At 66.5% G+C, this 16,019-nt stretch carries 16 protein-coding genes and 1 pseudogene; 7 read left to right on the forward strand and 10 right to left on the reverse strand.

From position 1 onward, the window contains the following. Nucleotides 1-212: 212 nt before the first annotated feature. The 6 genes from QQ657_RS14295 to QQ657_RS14320 all read right to left on the reverse strand — a co-directional run bounded on the left by QQ657_RS14295 (nt 213) and on the right by QQ657_RS14320 (nt 3,621). A complete protein-coding gene (locus QQ657_RS14295) occupies nt 213-464 on the reverse strand; it encodes an AMED_5909 family protein (protein ID WP_284742598.1) in 252 nt (83 codons plus the stop codon). Beyond that, a complete protein-coding gene (locus QQ657_RS14300) occupies nt 445-711 on the reverse strand; it encodes a hypothetical protein (protein ID WP_284742599.1) in 267 nt (88 codons plus the stop codon). The genes QQ657_RS14295 and QQ657_RS14300 overlap by 20 nt, the downstream gene beginning before the upstream one ends. A 246-nt stretch (nt 712-957) precedes the next feature. Next, the gene (locus QQ657_RS14305; RefSeq protein WP_284742600.1) at nt 958-1,410 is read right to left on the reverse strand and encodes a hypothetical protein; all 453 of its coding nucleotides are present in this window, start codon (nt 1,408-1,410) and stop codon (nt 958-960) included. A 36-nt stretch (nt 1,411-1,446) separates the two neighbouring features. Then, nucleotides 1,447-1,719, reverse strand: coding sequence for a hypothetical protein (locus QQ657_RS14310; protein WP_284742601.1), 273 nt, complete (start codon nt 1,717-1,719; stop codon nt 1,447-1,449). Between the two features lie 104 nt (nt 1,720-1,823). Continuing rightward, nucleotides 1,824-2,381 carry a flavoprotein gene (locus QQ657_RS14315; protein ID WP_284742602.1) on the reverse strand — a complete coding sequence of 186 codons (558 nt, stop codon included), beginning with the start codon at nt 2,379-2,381 and terminating at the stop codon, nt 1,824-1,826. A gap of 4 nt (nt 2,382-2,385) precedes the next feature. After that, nucleotides 2,386-3,621 (reverse strand): helix-turn-helix domain-containing protein, encoded by a 1,236-nt coding sequence (locus QQ657_RS14320; protein ID WP_284742603.1) that lies wholly within the window; start codon nt 3,619-3,621, stop codon nt 2,386-2,388. A 96-nt stretch (nt 3,622-3,717) separates the two neighbouring features. On the opposite strand from QQ657_RS14320, the gene QQ657_RS14325 reads away from it, so the two are divergent. Together QQ657_RS14325 and QQ657_RS14330 are read left to right on the forward strand one after the other, a co-directional pair. Then, nucleotides 3,718-5,565, forward strand: a complete 1,848-nt coding sequence (locus tag QQ657_RS14325) for an AAA family ATPase (protein ID WP_284742604.1) — start codon at nt 3,718-3,720, stop codon at nt 5,563-5,565. A 504-nt stretch (nt 5,566-6,069) separates the two neighbouring features. Continuing rightward, a complete protein-coding gene (locus QQ657_RS14330; RefSeq protein ID WP_284742605.1) occupies nt 6,070-6,873 on the forward strand; it encodes an alpha/beta fold hydrolase in 804 nt (267 codons plus the stop codon). 3 nt (nt 6,874-6,876) lie between these two features. On the opposite strand, the gene QQ657_RS14335 is transcribed toward QQ657_RS14330, so the two are convergent. Then, the gene (locus tag QQ657_RS14335) at nt 6,877-7,233 is read right to left on the reverse strand and encodes a VOC family protein (RefSeq protein WP_284742606.1); all 357 of its coding nucleotides are present in this window, start codon (nt 7,231-7,233) and stop codon (nt 6,877-6,879) included. Nucleotides 7,234-7,361: 128 nt separating this feature from the next. Here QQ657_RS14335 and QQ657_RS56950 point away from each other — a divergent pair. After that, nucleotides 7,362-8,884 (forward strand): annotated as a pseudogene (locus QQ657_RS56950) (IS1634 family transposase). Between the two features lie 399 nt (nt 8,885-9,283). Here QQ657_RS56950 and QQ657_RS14345 read toward each other — a convergent pair. Next, nucleotides 9,284-10,570 carry an ABC transporter substrate-binding protein gene (locus tag QQ657_RS14345; RefSeq protein WP_284742607.1) on the reverse strand — a complete coding sequence of 429 codons (1,287 nt, stop codon included), beginning with the start codon at nt 10,568-10,570 and terminating at the stop codon, nt 9,284-9,286. 126 nt (nt 10,571-10,696) lie between these two features. On the opposite strand from QQ657_RS14345, the gene QQ657_RS14350 reads away from it, so the two are divergent. Continuing rightward, the gene (locus tag QQ657_RS14350; RefSeq protein ID WP_284742608.1) at nt 10,697-11,719 is read left to right on the forward strand and encodes a LacI family DNA-binding transcriptional regulator; all 1,023 of its coding nucleotides are present in this window, start codon (nt 10,697-10,699) and stop codon (nt 11,717-11,719) included. Nucleotides 11,720-11,821: 102 nt separating this feature from the next. After that, complete coding sequence (locus QQ657_RS14355; protein ID WP_284742609.1) at nt 11,822-12,190, forward strand: DUF742 domain-containing protein; 369 nt, start codon at nt 11,822-11,824, stop codon at nt 12,188-12,190. Here QQ657_RS14355 and QQ657_RS14360 read toward each other — a convergent pair. Both QQ657_RS14360 and QQ657_RS14365 read right to left on the reverse strand, forming a co-directional pair. Beyond that, complete coding sequence (locus tag QQ657_RS14360) at nt 12,177-13,007, reverse strand: alpha/beta fold hydrolase (RefSeq protein WP_284742610.1); 831 nt, start codon at nt 13,005-13,007, stop codon at nt 12,177-12,179. The genes QQ657_RS14355 and QQ657_RS14360 overlap by 14 nt on opposite strands. A 38-nt stretch (nt 13,008-13,045) precedes the next feature. Beyond that, nucleotides 13,046-13,663 carry a TetR/AcrR family transcriptional regulator gene (locus tag QQ657_RS14365; RefSeq protein WP_284742611.1) on the reverse strand — a complete coding sequence of 206 codons (618 nt, stop codon included), beginning with the start codon at nt 13,661-13,663 and terminating at the stop codon, nt 13,046-13,048. A gap of 32 nt (nt 13,664-13,695) precedes the next feature. On the opposite strand from QQ657_RS14365, the gene QQ657_RS14370 reads away from it, so the two are divergent. Further along, entirely contained in the window at nt 13,696-14,559 is an 864-nt protein-coding gene (locus QQ657_RS14370; RefSeq protein ID WP_284742612.1) for an SDR family NAD(P)-dependent oxidoreductase, read from the forward strand. Nucleotides 14,560-14,674: 115 nt separating this feature from the next. Further along, entirely contained in the window at nt 14,675-16,000 is a 1,326-nt protein-coding gene (locus QQ657_RS14375; protein WP_284742613.1) for a purine-cytosine permease family protein, read from the forward strand. The last annotated feature ends 19 nt before the right edge of the window (nt 16,001-16,019 follow it).

Raw genomic sequence — 16,019 nt, forward strand, 5'->3', positions numbered from 1 at the left:
CCCCGTTGACGCTCGCCGGTTGTCATCGTTTAGCGTTGTCATTGTTCACTTCCGCTGGTTGTGGATAGCGCAGGAGCGGAAAGGTTGGTAGCCAGGTTCCGCTTCTGCGCCTTACGGATCACACGCACCCACATCAGGACGTGCTTCATTGCCGCACGTCATAGCGTGCATTTTTTGCTACTACTGTCGACTTTCCGGTCGTCTACATGCGACTAATCAGCAGGCTTTCCTTCCGTCTGGAGTTCCGTCGAGATCTCACCCGCCTGCCGTTCCTCGTATCCGGCCCAGTACAGCGCCTCGTGGTGATGACCTCGGTCGACGTCCGCGATCGCCTTGTACAGCCGCGCGTTGCCGAGGCGGAACGCCAGCCACACCGACGGGTTCGCGTTGTTCGGCGGCCGGCGGTCCATCACCACCTCATGGGCCTCTCGCAGCGTCTTCGGTTCAGCCTTCCGCACGATCACGCCTCCCCGCGCGGGCTTCCAGCAACGCCGCCAGTTCCTCGGCGTGGTCGCGGAGCTGACGCAGGAACACCGCGCATCCCGTCCAGGCGGTCTGGTCCTCCGGCGGCACCAGCGTCACCACGCACAGCCCACCGGCCAGCACCAGGACCGGCGGGTGCGATGCGCCCGTCCCGGTCTCCTCCACCGTCACCTCGGTACCCGGGCCGACCGTCCATCGGAGCCCCAGCCCGTCCCACGTTGCCGTCATGTTGTTCCCAATCCCGGGCCAGGTCGGCGAACCCCTCGGCCGCCGACTCCAACGCCGCCACACACCACCACGGCAACCCGCGCGCCTGCGCCAGCTCGTGCCACGCCCGTGACACCCGCCGAGCCGCGTTCGCCGTGTTCGTCGCACTCACCGGCGACAGCACCGCACGGCCGTGCTCCCACGCGGCCATGTAGTCCCGGTACGCCTGCTCCCACGCCTCGACCTGCTCGCGGAAGCCCATCGCTGTCACGCTGCCTTCGGCGTCTCACCGGACCCACCGGACCGGGACGGCTTCGCGTTGCTGGTGGCCTGCTTGAAGCCGGTCGCCCGGAACACGTAGGACTGATACTTGAACTCACCCTGCCCCGCCACGCGCGGTTCGGCGGTCAGGCCGTCCAACTCGATCGGCCGCATGCCCGGCAGCGCCTCCGAGGTGGTCGGCACGGGCTGGACGTCGGCGAGAAGGGTGATCTCGAACGAGGCCCGCTTCGCGCGCGTCTCAGCCGGGTCGGTCACCATGACCTTCCACTGCCGCTTGCCCGTGATCTCATCGACCCGCTGCCGCACCGGACGGTTCGCGGCCCGGTCCTCACGCGACTGGTACTCGTTGTCCGGCGACACCTCGCCCACCATCACCAAGCCCTGCGGAAACGCGTCGTCGAAGTCGATACCGAACCGGTGTCCCTTGTCGATAGCCATGCTGAATTCCCTTTGCTTGTATGGGTTTCTTCGCGCTCAGTCGCGCTCTTCCGACCACTGGTCGCCGAGAGGAGAGGAGTAGGTGCGGGTGCGGTTCTGCGTCTCGCACCACTCGCCGAACTCGTTCGCGGCCACGGCGAGGCTCCGCATGAACCGCGCAGTGTCCATCAGGCCGCCGATCCGAGCCGGTACCTGGATCATGATCGCGGTTTCATCGCCCCCGGCCACCAGCTGGCGGACTCCCGGGGAAGGTGACACGACGGCAGCGCCGTATCCGACGAGGGGCTGAATCACCACGTGAATGCCCATGTGTGCTCTCCCGATGTCTCGGCTTGAGCGCGTCCGATTGGGCGCGCTGGGAACAGGAGACACCCGGGTAAGGAAGATCACCCGGACAAACTGTCCGGGTGGGTTCAGCGGTCGGCCGGAACGGCCTTGTCGATTGCTTCCAGCATGGCTGACCAGGGTAGATCCCGACCGGGAACGGACCGCGGTTCATGCAGCGGCCAGACGTCGTCACCGTAGAGCAGGTCCACGCCGACACGCCGCAGGTTCTCGATGTGCATGGTCCAGAACGGCTGACGCGCGTGGGCCGCGTTGACGCGCGGGAACACGATCACCGGCAGGTTGAGCATCCCGATCGCCTCGTTGACCTGCGTCAATGCCTGGTTGTCGGCGATGCCGAGGGACATCTTCGCGACGAAGTTCGCCGAGGCCGGCGCCACTAGATGGCAGCTCGGGGCCGGGTGCGGGCTCTTCTGCGACGGCGAGCGGGGCTCGACACGCACTGGGTAGCCGGTGGTCTGGTCGATCTCGTCGAGCTGTCCGGTCTCGGCCAGCCAGCGGCCGGCGGTGGGCGTCAGGGTGACCGCGACCGTCCAGCCTGCTTCCTGGGCAGGCTTGATCAGGCGCGGAAGCAGGTCTTCGACCCCGCCGGCCCCGGAGGCGACCAGCCCGAGAACTCGCGACATGCGACTACCTCACCGCGCCGCAGCGCTCAGCCAACGCGAGTAGCGCCGAGGACTTGCCAGCCGTGGACGGGGCACGCCGGTACATGGACCGCACGACCTCCCGAACCATCGTGTTGTGCCGGACGATGGTCGGCGACTTCTGCTCAGCTTCCAGGAGGACTTGCAGGGCGTCGTCGTCCTTCGCGAGCAGGCTCAACGCGCGGGCGAAGTCGATGAGGTGCGTGACCTGGCGTTCCACGGGCAGGTGGTCGACGTCGACGCGCGGCGCGGTCTCGATCACCTGGCTGACGTCGCCGAGGTCCAGAGCGGCTGACAGCCGGTGGAGTTCCACGTTGGCTGGCCCGAACCCGGTCTGCCAGTAATTCGCGTCCACGCCCAGGTGGTCAGCGGCGGTCTTCGCGTGCCCGAGCAGGTCGTTCGCCGTGCTCCGGTCCTGGTGTCGCGCCGCCGCGACAGCGGTACGGAGGTAGAGCATCCCGTACAGGCTCAGCGCGGCCGGATCACCCTCGGCCATCCTCGGCAGCAGCCACTTCGCCGCGACGTCGCCCAGCTCAAGCGCGTCGTCGAACCGGCCTACGGCCAGGAGCGCGTGAGTGCCGGAGCGGGCGGCCGAGGCCAGAACTAGCGGATCATCAGAGTCGTCCGCCGCCTGCATGGCGCGTTCGGCCGCGATCCAGGCGAGGTCAGCCTCACCGATCTTGCTCAGCGTGGTCGCGGCCAGATGGTGCACTCGCGCCGAGATGGCCGCGCAGGCCCGCTTGTACCCGGCATCGTCGGCCGAGGCTGCCTCCATCGCCTGCGTGGTCTTGATCAGCCCTGGCAGTGCGGTGACGACCCGTCCCAGGTCGCCCTTCTGGTAGCTCGACCAGGCACCTTCCACCAGTTGTCGAACAGGCTGCGGGTCGATGTACTCGGGTGACATGGCCGACGAGAACAGCGTCCGCGACAGCCGGCGGGGAGCCATCAGCGCATCCCGGATCGCCGGGACGTCGTCGTGCTTGTCCTGCTCTTCCATCAGCACCGGTTCGCCAAGTAGGTCACCCAGCGTCACCCGCAGCGACCGCGCGAGGTCGGCCAGCACGTCCAGCCTGCGGATGTCCCGCTCACCGCGCTCGATCTTGCTCAACCAGTCCTCGGTACGGCCCACCAGGTCAGCAAGAACCGCCTGGGACAGCCCACGCCGCCGCCTGTAGAACGCGATCCGCTCACCGATGCTGAGCTGGTCACCCGCACCACGCATGCAGCCATGTTAGCAGCGCTAGCGAAGCCGAGCACTTCGCAAACTGAACATCTAGACCGACATAACTTGCGGTATGAATTTTTCTCACAAATTACCTTGGCGATCGGTCTGCCGAGTAAAGCTCTGTCGGCGACACGCGCTCTCCTGCTTGTCTGGATCAGAAGGAAGGGCAAGGTACAGTTCGAAGTACTATCGAGTAATGAATACGTGGGCGAGGAAATGAACATATTCCAAGGATTCGGGTTTACTGGATATCGTAGTTTTTACGATGAGCTTCAATTTATCAGCCCTATCACCAAGGTGAATCTCCTCGCCGGACAGAATAACTCCGGAAAATCCAACATTCTGCGGTTTGCGACTCGATTTCTACGGGATGGTCTTAATCCGACTGGTCTTGATATACCTCAGACTTCAGCAGCTGAGCAGGCTGCCTGGGCAATTGCGGTCGACCCAAGTAGCGACGAATTCGTCGAGCGTATTCGCGCACTGCAGCCCGGCCAGTATGAGTCTCAACGCAAGAATATTGAACAGCTATTTGATTCTCCATCTTTCCATCTGACCGGGGATGACCTCATCTGGTTCGTTTACGACTCTAACTACTCGAATCCATCTCAAGATCAGGCGCTTAATATTGTAAAAGATCTGCCAATTGCAAGCGTGCCGCAGCAGATTACACATAACCTTTGGGGTGAATACAGTAGTAGTCAACCGGCGAATGTGATTAACTTCGTGAATCGCTTGAGGCTCCATGAGATCCTCCCTAGGGTTCAGTTTATTGATGCCTTCAGGCAAATTCGACAAATCGAAGGAGTGAGTGGCACTAGTGGGGAAAACCTGATCGACGATCTTGCGCGCCTGCAGAATCCAGAAATAACTCCCTCATACAAAGACGACGAACATCTCTTCGGGGAGATAAATACATTCCTTCAGGTGATTCTGGACGATCCCGACGCGAGACTGCGTATTCCACATAATCGCAAGGAAATACAGGTGTTGCAGAACGGATCACTTCTACCGCTAGACCACTACGGTACCGGAATCCATCAGGTAGTTATCCTTGCTGCGGCGGCAACGATTCATCGGGATCATTTACTCTGCATCGAGGAACCGGAAGTTCACCTCCACCCTTTGCTTCAGCGAAAACTAATCAACTATCTACTGCTTCACACAACCAATAAGTATCTGATAGCCACGCACTCTGCACATATTCTTGACTACACCAAGACTACCGTGTTTGACGTTCGCAGGGATTCATCGGGAACTAGTGTTGTCAGGCTTGCTAGCAAGCCTGCGCAAGTTTCGGAAATCTGTGATAACCTCGGCTATCGGCCGTCGGACCTGCTGCAGTCGAATGCCATAATTTGGGTCGAAGGCCCCAGTGATCGAATTTACCTAACGCGCTGGATAAATGACGTCGACCCAGAGCTTGTCGAAGGCATAGACTATTCGATAATGTTCTATGGTGGCAAACTGTTAAATCATCTTTCGGGTGACGACTCGATCGTGTCAGATTTTATCGAACTTAGGCGACTGAATCGAAAGATCATGATCGTTATCGATAGTGACAAGACAAAACCGCAGTCGAAGTTGAGTGCGACTAAGACTCGGGTCATCGAAGAATTCAATCAGCAGATGCAAGATTCTGCATGGGTTACCAGTGGATATACGATAGAAAACTATGTACCATACGATTTGTTAAATGAAGCAACCTTTACTGTGCACAACCGGGAAATCACCTGGCGGGGCGACAAGTGGGAGAATCCATTAAAAGATGTTGATGGGTACCGCTTCGATAAGAACAAAGTGGCCAGCTACGTTGTCTCTCACTGGCTAGATGATCACTATTCAAAGGATTTACGCACTAAGGTACGCTTTGTCGTGGACTTCATACGCACAGCCAATGGTCTAAACATAGACTCAAGCAAGCGAAGTCGACGTCTGTGAATTTCGTTTAGATCGTTGCGATCACTGCCGAACATGGCTCTATGGGATCAAGGCGCGCCGCCGTCGGCGGCGCGCACGTCACCACCCGTGCGGCGGGCCTGCCCTCATGCGACACGGACGGCCTGCCGCTCCGCTTCGGCCGCCGGTCGGCGGGCGGCCCGCCGGATGGTCGGCCGCGTACGCGCGCCGCCGCGAGCTGGTTGATCCACTCGTCCCCATACGCCCACAGACGTCGCCGAGTCGATCAGCGTTACGCCGACCGGAGCACGACCTGGTGGCCGCTCCCTCGTCAGCGATCGTTTAACACCGGCCGACCGCCATCAAGGGCGCCTACGGCGTCGCTGCGCGATGGACGCAAGCGCCCACCCCTGACACCGGCCCTCCGGCGCTAACAGCAGCGGGGACGAGGAAGACGGGGGAGGGCTGCCACCAGGCCAGACCTGACTTGGCTCAAGATCGCTGATCTTGGGTAGGGTGCTGGCTGTTGAGCTGCGATTTCGTCGTGTGAACGGCGAAAATCTGCGCACTAAGCGGCCGGTTCTAGGGGTCTGCCCATCGCTTCCCGGTTACGGCTTCAGCGACAAGCCGGCCGCGCCGGGGTGGGGGATCGAGCGGATATCCGACGCGTGGTGCGAGCTGATGGCCCGGCTCGGCTACCGGCGGTTCGGCGCCCAGGGCAGCGACTGGGGCACCAGCATCGCCACGAGCATCGGTCAACGGCAACCCGATCGGGTCGCCGGCATCCATCTCATGCCGCCGCTCGCACCGCCCGATCCGGCCACGTTGGACGACCTCACCGGTGCCGAGCGGGCGGCGCTCGCGACACTGCGGGAGGCGGACGAATGGGGCTCCGGATACTCGGCGCAGCAGTCGACCCGGCCGCAGACGGTCGGCTACGGGCTGGTCGACTCGCCGGCCGCCCTCTGCGCCTGGATCGTCGAGAAGTTCTGGTCGTGGACCGACTCCGGTGGCGACCTGCATCGGGTTATTACCCGGGATGAGCTGCTCGACAACCTGATGCTCTACTGGCTGCCCGGCACCGGTGCCTCATCCGCCCGGCTGTACTGGGAAAGCCTCCGGCAGGTCAACGAATGGATCTCCGGGTCGGCCGGCGCGCCGGTGACCGTACCCACCGGCTGTTCGGTCTTCCCCAAGGAGCTGCAGCGCCCGTCTCGGCGGTGGGCGGAGCGCCGGTTCCCGAACATCCGGTACTGGAACGAGCCCGGCAAGGGCGGCCACTTCGCGGCGTTCGAGCAGCCGGCGTTGTTCGTCGACGAGGTCCGGTCATTCTTCCGGCTGGTCCGCTGATGGTCACCCGTACTCGGTAAGCGGCTGGCTAAAGATCAACAAGTGCCCATCGGGTGTCCGTACGTTGAAGTCGCGCATCCCGTAGGGCCGGTCAGCCGGTGGCTCGACGATGTCGGCGCCGCGGGCGCGCAGCTCGTCGTGGCAGGAATCGACGTCGTCGACGACAACCGTCACCCTGGCCGGGCCGACGCTGCTTTCGGCGTACAGGTGGAACTCGGCGGTGTCGCGGATCACGGCCGCGTAGCTAGGTGGGGTCTCCCAGGTGAATATGGTGTCGAATCCGAGCGCGTCCGTGAAGTACGACCGCGCTGCCTGCACATCTCGGCACGGCAGCACGGGAACCGCCACCCGCATGACCATTCCGTCACCTTACCTGACTTTGGCTCAAGATCGCTGATCTTGGGTAGGGTGCTGGCTGTTGAGCTGCGGTTTCGTCGTGTGAACGGCGAAAATCTGCGCACTAAGCGGCCGGTTCTAGGCTGTCTCTCGTGGCGTATGTGCGCACGGTGAAGACGGCGTCGGGGGCCAGGGCGGTGCAGATCGTGCACTCCTCGCGTCGCGGGTCGCGGGACATCGAGCACATCGGCTCGGCGCATGACGATGCGGCGTTGGAGGCGCTCAAGGCGGTGGCGAGGCAGCGTCTGGCTGTGGGGCAGCCCGAGCTCGACTTTGGCCCGGACTTCGCGGCGTTGCAGGCCGGCAGTGGTGCTGGTGGTGGGCCGCTTGCGATCACGTCGTCGCGGATGGGGTACCTGTGGGACGCGCTCGGCCACGCCTACCAGCTGTTGGGGTTCGAGGAGGCCGCTGGTGGTGACGAGGTGTTCCGATTACTGGTGCTGGCACGGATCGTCGAGCCGACCAGCAAGCTGGACAGTCTGCGGGTGGTCGAGGAGGCAGGTTTCGACCCGCCGGCGTACGCGACCCTCAAGCGGCGTCTGCCCACGTTCGCGAAAGAGTCCTGGCGGCAGAAGTTGGCCGCGGCGTGCGCCCGCACCGCTGATCTGGGGCCGGCGTCACTGGTTCTCTACGATGTGTCCACCTTGTACTTCGAGACCGATGCCGGGGACGGGTTCCGTGAGCCCGGGTTCTCCAAAGAACGCCGCCTGGAGCCGCAGATCACGATCGGGCTGCTCACCGACGCAAGCGGGTTTCCGTTGATGGTTAACGCGTTCGAGGGCAACCGGGGCGAGACCACTACGATGCTGCCGACCATCCGTGCGTTCATGGATGCCCACCAGCTGGCTGATGTCACGGTCGTGGCCGACGCTGGCATGATCTCTGCGGCCAACCAGCAGGCCATCGAGGCCGCGGGGTTGTCGTTCATCTCGGCGCGCGGATACCCGACGTGCCGTACGTGGTCCAGGCGTGGCGCCACGAGCACCCGGATGAGCAGATCCCCGACGGGCACATCTTCACCCAGCCCTGGCCTGCCGGCCCCAAGGACCAGCGCCGCGACCAGATCATCTACTACCAGTACCGGGCGGACCGGGCTCGGCGCACCCTGCACGGCATCGACGAACAGGTCGCCAAGGCCGAGCAGGCCGTCGCCGGCAAGACCGCGGTCAAACGCAACCGGTTCATCCAGCTCACCGGCGCCACCAAGAGTGTCAACCGGACCCTGGAAGCCAAGGCACGCGCCCTTGCCGGCCTCAAAGGCTACGTCACCAACCTCCCGGACGTCACCGCCGAGTTCGTGATCGTCGCCTACCACCGACTGTTCCACATCGAGAAGTCGTTCCGAATGTCTAAACACGACCTACGTGCGCGGCCGATCTACCACCACAAGCGCGAGTCGATCGACGCTCACCTGACGGTCGTGTTCGCCGCCCTGGCCGTCAGCAGGTGGATCGAGCAGACCACCGGCTGGTCGATCAAGAAGTTCGTGCGCACCACCCGCCGCTACCGCACCATCAACATCCAGGCCGGCGAGCACACCCTCACCGCCGTCGACCCGCTACCCGACGACCTCCGCGATGCCCTCACCCGCATCCACGACCGCGGTGCGCACTAATTTGAGCCAAGTCAGGTAACAGCAGCGGGGACGAGGAAGACGGGGGAGGGCTGCCACCAGGCCAGACAGACACAGCGGCGGCAGAAAGCCAGGCCGTCTACAGGCCGTCAGACGTCCAGACAGGTCCGGACGCGACCGGACCCAACAGACACAAAAGAGGTCAGAGGCGGTGTGCCCAAGAACGTCCCCAGGCCCGTCGACCGCCTGGATAGTTCATGAACAAGAAGCCTATTCGGCTTTGATCTCGGGTGACCGCTTCCTCGCCGGTGTTGACTGCGGCGGGGACGAGGGAGCCGGGGCGGGCTGTCACCGCGTTGGCCTGGGCTTGAGTGGTGAGTGGGGAACGGGGCCAAGTCCCTTCCGTTCCCCACCCACGAACGCCGCCCCGAGCGGGTGTGCCTACGGGATGATGCCCCGCGAGTTCAATGCGTCCGTCAACCGCTCGCGCAGTTCGTTCGCCGTTGCCTGGACGTCGATCTCTGCCGGGGGTGACAGTACCTTCGAAATTACCGTCGACAGGTTCTGGTACGCCGGGGTGAGGGGGCGGACCGCCGCGTCCGTCAGGGCCGCCTGGATGTCGCCCTTCATCGGGTACTGGTCGGCCATTGTCGGATTTTCCTTCGGGTCCGCCGGCTTCGCGGGATCCAATGGTGCGTTGTCGCTGTAGATCGATGCGATGCTCGGGGGGATTCCGTCGACCAGGGCCTGGTATTTCTGCGAAGTCGCGTTGCGCAGGCACAGCGCCGCCTCGAACGCCTCCGGCTTGTGCTGTGAATACGTCGAAACCGCCAGGTTGAACCCGCCGATCGTGACGCGGCTGGGCTGGCCGGCGACCACCGACGGGTAGCGCGTCCACTTGAAGTGCGGCAGATCCTGCGGCTTCTCCTTCGCGTAGGAGGCATACACGAACGGCCAGTTCAGCTCCGTCGCCGCCTGGCCGCGTTGGAACGCCTGGCGGATGTCGTCTTCCTTCTGGTTCGTCAGGGACGGGTCCGTGATCCCCGCCGTGGTGATCGTCTTCAACAGTGAAAGCGCGCGGACCGCGCCGTCGTCCATCACCACGGACTTGCCGTCGTCCGACAGGATGTGGCCGCCCGCGGAAGCGACCAGCGTGTTATAGAAGACGACCAGCCCTTCGTACTGCGCGCCGGTGAACACGACCTGGTACGGCTTCCCGGCGGCCTTCAGCTGCTGTGCCTGCGTCATGAGCTCGTCGAACGTCTTCGGCGGCGACGGCGTGATCCGGTCGTCGTACCAGAGCAGCTGGACGTTCGTGTTCTTCGTCGCGCCGTAGAGCTTTCCGTTCCACTTGGCGGTGGCCAGCGGCCCCGGCAGCACGTCCCGCGTGGCCGCCGCCGCGTTCGCGCCGGTCCACTCCTCGGCCCAGCCCGCCTCGGCGAACTCCGGGACCCACGTGACGTCGAGGCCGAGCACGTCCAGCGAGGTGTCGCCCGCGGCGAGCCGGCGGACCATCTGCTCGCGCTGGCCGTCCGCGCCGCGCGGCAGCTTGTTGTAGACGATCTTGTACCGGCCCGCGGCCTCCTGCGTGCACCGGTCCACCACCGTCTGGAGGTGGTCCTCCGGCGAGATGTACAGGTTGATCGTCAGGCCGGAAGCCGACGAGCACGCGGCGAGCGCGGTGGCCGCGAGCAGCGTCGCACCGGTGAGGGGGAGGAGCTGGCGCATGGCGGCCTCCTTGCCGGACAGGCAACGCATTGCAAGCGCTTGCATTGATGATTATCCTTGATCAAGGGCAGTGTCAATGGTAAAGACGCAGACGGTTGCAAGCGCTTGCAACGAATGGGGCAGGGGATGCCGGACAAGCTCGACGACGTGGCGCGGCTGGCGGGCGTCTCGGCGGCCACCGTGTCGCGGGCCCTGCGCGGGGTGCCCGGCGTCGCCGACGGCACGCGGACGCGGGTGCTCGCGGCCGCCGCGGAGCTCGGGTACGCCATCTCGCCCGCCGCGTCGAGCCTGGCCACCGGCCGGACCGGGACCGTCGGCGTGATCGTGCCCTACGTCGACCGCTGGTACTTCTCGCGGATCATCTCCGGCGTCGAGCGGGTGCTGCGCGACGCCGGCATCAGCCTGCTGCTCTACAACCTCGGCGACGACCCGGGCCGCGAGCGGTTCTTCGCCGGCCTGCCGCTGCGCCGCCGGGTCGACGCGGTGCTCGTGCTCTCCCTGCCCCTGACGGAGACCGAGCGCGAGCAGCTGCTGGGCCTCGACGTCCCGCTCGTCACGATCGGCACCGAGGAGCCCTGGGGCGACTCCGTCGGGATCGACGACCACGGCGCGGCGGTGACCGCGATGCGCCACCTCGTCCAGCTGGGCCACCGCGAAATCGCCTACATCGGCGAAAACGCCCCGATCCCGCTCGGGTTCACGACTCCGCTGCGGCGGCTGGCCGCCTACCGCGAGGTCTACCACGCGGTGTGCCGGGAGGACGGGCGCGAGCCGGAACCGGCCTTCGAGGCCGGGGGTGGCTTCACCGTCGCGGGCGGGGAACGCGCGATGAGCGCCCTCCTCGGCCTGCCGCGCCGGCCGACCGCGGTGTTCGCCGCGTCGGACGAAATGGCGTTCGGGGCGCTGCGGACGCTGCGCCGGGCCGGGCTGCGGGTACCGGAGGACGTCTCGGTGCTGGGGTTCGACAATCACGACCTCGCCGACCTGCTCGAGCTGAGCACGGTCGCGCAGCCCGTGGCCGAGCTCGGCGAGCGGGCCGGCCGCCTCCTGCTGGCGAGATTGTCCGGTGGAAAAATCGCGACATCTCCGGCGATTCTCGGGACTCGACTAGTACTTCGCGGCAGTACTGCTCCGCCGTCCCCGCGCTGACCTGCTGTTTTTCCGGCGTTGCTCTGTTCGGTCGATTGCGGCCTACTCGATCATTAGGTCAAATAATCGCCGACAAGGATTAATCGCCGTGAGGAGCTGGCTGTGCACTGGGGGTCCGTGCTCGAAGAAGGTGGGGCGGGGATGGTCCGCCCGTACTTCCGCACCCATGGCCGAACGCGCCCGACCCGGGACCTTCCGATCGAGACGCTGGTGTCGATCACCCAGCGCGGGCGGGCCGTCGTGCGGGGGAGTACGACGGAGGAGTCGGAGATCTGCGCGTTGCTCCGGACCTCGCAGTCGGTCGCCGAGGTCGCGGCGCGTAGGCGGATCCCGCTGGGCGTGGCGCGGGTGCTGCTGTCCGACCTGGCGGACCGGGGGATCGTCGCGGTGCACACGGCCCGGAAGGGGTCGGGGAACCGGCCGAGCCTCGAGCTGATGGAACGCATCCTCCACGGCCTCAGCCGGCTGTGAACTCCCTGACCAGCCGGGCGAACTCCGCCGGCTGATCCAGCGGGACCAGCGTGTAGCTGTCGGCCACCTCGACGAGCTTTCCCTTGGGCAGCAACGCGGCCAGCCGGGCACCGTGCTCCGGCGGCATCACGCGGTCCTCGCGGGCCCACACCACCAGCGCCGGCCGGTCGAACGACGGCAGCCGCTCGGCCACGTCCACCAGGATCCCCGGCGACGCGGCCGCCGCGCGCAGGACGCGGACCGTGTCGCGGCGGATGCCCGCCTGGCTCAGCAGCGGCCGGATCCAGCCGGCGGAAACGGCGTCACCACGCTTGGTCAGCCAGCCGAACGCGATCGGCAGCCGGCGGACCGCGCGCAGCCGCATCTGCTGCATGAACAGCCCGAACAGACTCGGCGACAGCTTCCCGGTCAGGAACAGCGTCTTGCCGGTGAGTCCGGGCGGGAAGTTGTCGAACGCGTCGCACGAGGCCAGCACCACGCGGCTCACCCGGGGCTCGCCCGCGACCATCAGCAGCTGCACGAGCGCGCCTCCGGTGTCGACGCCGGCCAGCGTGACGTCCCGCAGGTCGAGGCGCTCCAGGAACTCCGCCAGCAGAGCGGCGATGCCGGGCAGCGAGAGGTCGGCGGCGTCGTGCATCGGCACCCGGTGCGCGCCCAGCGGCAGGGTCGGGACCACGCAGCGGTGCTCGTCGAGGGCGGCGACCGGGCCGTCCCACAGCGTGCCGTCCATCAGCAGGCCGTGGACGAAGACGACGACCGGGCCCGGCCCGCCCGTGTCGGTGTATTCGACCGTTCCCGCGGACAGCTCGATCTGCATGCCCGAAGTGAACCACGTGGTTCGCAAACTGTCGAGGCTCAGGAAGCGGCTTCCTCCCGTTGGACCGCGCGCAGCAGCGCCGCGAACCCGGCCTCGGCGCCGGAGCCGTCGTCGCTGGTCAGCAAGTCGACGAGGAAGCCGCGCAGGGTCGCGAGGATCATCGACGCGACCTCGAGCTTCCGCTGCTCCGGCCACCGCGGCGGGCAGAACGACACCAGCGTCGGCAGGTACTGCTGGGACGCGCCGCGCCCGAGCGCGGCATACCGGCCCGGGTCGTACATCGCCAGGCCCATCGCCTGGTCGAGCACGCGCCGCAGCTCCGACTCCTCGTCGCGGAGGCTCTCCCAGGCGGCGCGGACGCGGTCGGTCAAGGTGGCCGGCGACTCCGCGACCGCCGTCAGCGCGTTGCCGATCCGCCGTTCCCGCAAGGAAAAGACCACCTGCCGGAGCAGGTCTTCGGCGCCTTCGAAGTGGTAGAGCAGCACCTTGTGCGTCGTTCCGGCCGCCCGCGCGGCGCGCCGCAGCGAGAAGTCCACGAGACCGTTCTCGGCGACGTCGTCGGTGACCTTCGCCAGCAGCTCGAGCCGGCGCGCCTCGCCGCGGGGCGACCCCGCCGATCGCCGGTAGCCCGCCCGTTCCCCGGTAGCGTTGTCCACGCGGGACAGCTTGACACGGGGAGGGGACCTTCATGCGGGTGCTGGTGACCGGGGGCAACGCCGGGATCGGCTACTTCGCCGCCGAGCAGCTGGCCTCGGCCGGCGCGGAGGTGGTGATCGGCAGCCGTGACCCGGCGAAGGCCGAGACGGCGGCCGCCGCGATCCGTTCGCAGGTCGCCGGTGCGCGGATCACGCACGTCCGGCTCGACCTCGCCGACCTGGCCTCGCTCGAAGCGGTCGATCCCGGCGAGCTCGACGCCGTCGTCTGCAACGCCGGGGTGATGCTGGACCACCCGCCCCGCCGGGAGACCGCGGCCGGGCACGAGCTGATGTTCGGCACCAACCACCTCGGTCACTTCGCGCTGGTCGCCCGGCTGATGCCGCGGCTGGCGCCGGACGCGCGCATCGTCACCACCGGCAGCTTCGCGGCGAAGTCCGCGAGCCTCGACTTCGCCGACCTCCAGAGCGAGCGCGACTACCAGCCGAAGCGCGCCTACGAACGGTCCAAGCTGGCCCAGATGCTCTTCGCCGTCGAACTCGACCGGCGGCTGCGCGAAGCCGGTTCGAAACGGCTGAGCGTGGTGGCCCACCCCGGCGGTGCGCTCGACTCGCTGACGCCGTCACGCCCGCCGGTGCACGTCCGCACCGGCGGCCAGTGGCTGCGCGGCGTGCCCGCCCGCGCGCTGCTGCACGGCAAGGACGCCGGCGCGCGCCCCGCCGTCCGCGCGGTGCTCGGCCCGGACGTCACCGGCGGGCAGCTGTGGGGCCCGCGCGTGTTCGGCCTGCGCGGCCGCCCGCGCCTCGAAGAGCGCTGGGCGAACCTGACCGACGACGCGGCCGCCGGGCGCCTGTGGGCGGAAAGTGTCACGCTGACCGGAGTGGACCCGCTCGCCTGACTATGCGACCTGCACAGCGCTGACGCCGGGGCTGTGCACATCGCACGGTGACGCCGCCGGGGCCGCTGCTTACGGTGCGGGGAACCCGTTCCCCTTCCCGGATTAGGAGGTCGGCGTGGCCTCAACAGTCGGTGTCGATGACTATGCCCTCACCAGAGTGCCGGACCACGCCCGGTATTCGTGGTGGTCGGTCGCCGTCCAGCGGTTCGGCCAGGTGTCCGCCCTGTCCCAGTTCCTGCTCGGAGCCACCGTCGGCTTCGGGATGGGCTTCTGGCCGGCGGTCCTGGCCTTCACCCTCGGCTCGGTCATCCTGGAGCTCATCACGATCCTCGTCGGCGTCATCGGCGTCCGCGAAGGTCTGTCCACGTCCATGATCGCCCGCTGGACCGGCTTCGGCCGCGGCGGCTCGGCGCTCATCGGGCTCGCCATCGGGATCAGTCTCATCGGCTGGTTCGGTATCCAGTCCGCGGTCTCCGCCCAAGGCCTCGTCGCCCTCATCGGTGGCCTGCCGGAATGGGGCTGGGCGCTGCTGTTCGGCCTGCTCGTCACCGCGATCGTGGTGCGCGGCTTCCATTCCATGGCCTGGACGGCGTACCTGACCGTGCCGGCGTTCCTGATCCTGGTCGGCTGGTCGATCATCTCCGAGCTGACCCGCCACGACCTCGGCACGCTCGTCTCCTCGGCCCCGCCCGGGCCGTCGCTGAGCCTGCTGCAGGGCACCACGCTGGTGGCCGGCGGCTTCATCGTCGGCGCCGTCATCACCCCGGACATGACCCGCTTCAACCGGTCCACCGCCGACGTCGTCAAGCAGACGCTCGTCGGGATCACCCTCGGCGAGTACGTCATCGGCCTGTCCGGTGTCCTGCTCGCGCACGCCGTCGGCAGCGCCGGCATCACCACGATCGTGACGTCGTCGGTCGGCTGGATCGGGCTGCTGATCGTCATCGCCGGCACGATCAAGATCAACGACTGGAACCTGTACTCGTCGGGTCTCGGTGTCGTGAACTTCATCGGCACGGTGTCCGGGCGCAAGGCCCACCGCGGGCTGGTCACGGCGGTGCTCGGCCTGGCCGGCAGCGTGCTCGCCGCGGCCGGGATCCTGGCGAAGTTCACCGACTTCCTCACCGTGCTGGGCGTCGCGTTCCCGCCGATCGCCGGGATCATGGTCGCCGAGTACTTCGTCGTGAAGAAGTGGCGCGGGGACCTGGAATCCGCCCGGGCCCGCGGCGCGATTCCCGAAGACGCCCCGGTGTGGGTGCCCGCGACGCTCGTCGTCTGGGTCGCCGCCGCGCTCTTCGGCGAGTTCGTCGAGTGGGGCCTGCCGAGCATCAACTCGCTCGTCGTGGCCTTCGTCCTGTACGTCGTCGCCGGGAAGCTCGGCCTGGTGCGCGGGATCGGCAGCAGCCGGACCGCCGACGCCGAGCCCGCCCCCGCCGTCTGAGTCCTTAAGGAGAATCTTC

The sequence above is a fragment of the Amycolatopsis ponsaeliensis genome (genome assembly GCF_030182635.1).
GTDB classification, from domain to species: domain Bacteria; phylum Actinomycetota; class Actinomycetes; order Mycobacteriales; family Pseudonocardiaceae; genus Amycolatopsis; species Amycolatopsis ponsaeliensis.

Excerpts from the sequence above, each read along its gene's own strand:
- QQ657_RS14350 (WP_284742608.1), top strand. The coding sequence starts at position 10,697 with ATGCCGGACAAGCTCGACGACGTGGCGCGGCTGGCGGGCGTCTCGGCG.
- QQ657_RS14360 (WP_284742610.1), bottom strand. The coding sequence starts at position 13,007 with ATGCAGATCGAGCTGTCCGCGGGAACGGTCGAATACACCGACACGGGC.
- QQ657_RS14300 (WP_284742599.1), bottom strand. The coding sequence starts at position 711 with ATGACGGCAACGTGGGACGGGCTGGGGCTCCGATGGACGGTCGGCCCG.
- QQ657_RS14345 (WP_284742607.1), bottom strand. The coding sequence starts at position 10,570 with ATGCGCCAGCTCCTCCCCCTCACCGGTGCGACGCTGCTCGCGGCCACC.
- QQ657_RS14310 (WP_284742601.1), bottom strand. The coding sequence starts at position 1,719 with ATGGGCATTCACGTGGTGATTCAGCCCCTCGTCGGATACGGCGCTGCC.
- QQ657_RS14305 (WP_284742600.1), bottom strand. The coding sequence starts at position 1,410 with ATGGCTATCGACAAGGGACACCGGTTCGGTATCGACTTCGACGACGCG.
- QQ657_RS14315 (WP_284742602.1), bottom strand. The coding sequence starts at position 2,381 with ATGTCGCGAGTTCTCGGGCTGGTCGCCTCCGGGGCCGGCGGGGTCGAA.
- QQ657_RS14320 (WP_284742603.1), bottom strand. The coding sequence starts at position 3,621 with ATGCGTGGTGCGGGTGACCAGCTCAGCATCGGTGAGCGGATCGCGTTC.
- QQ657_RS14335 (WP_284742606.1), bottom strand. The coding sequence starts at position 7,233 with ATGGTCATGCGGGTGGCGGTTCCCGTGCTGCCGTGCCGAGATGTGCAG.
- QQ657_RS14370 (WP_284742612.1), top strand. The coding sequence starts at position 13,696 with ATGCGGGTGCTGGTGACCGGGGGCAACGCCGGGATCGGCTACTTCGCC.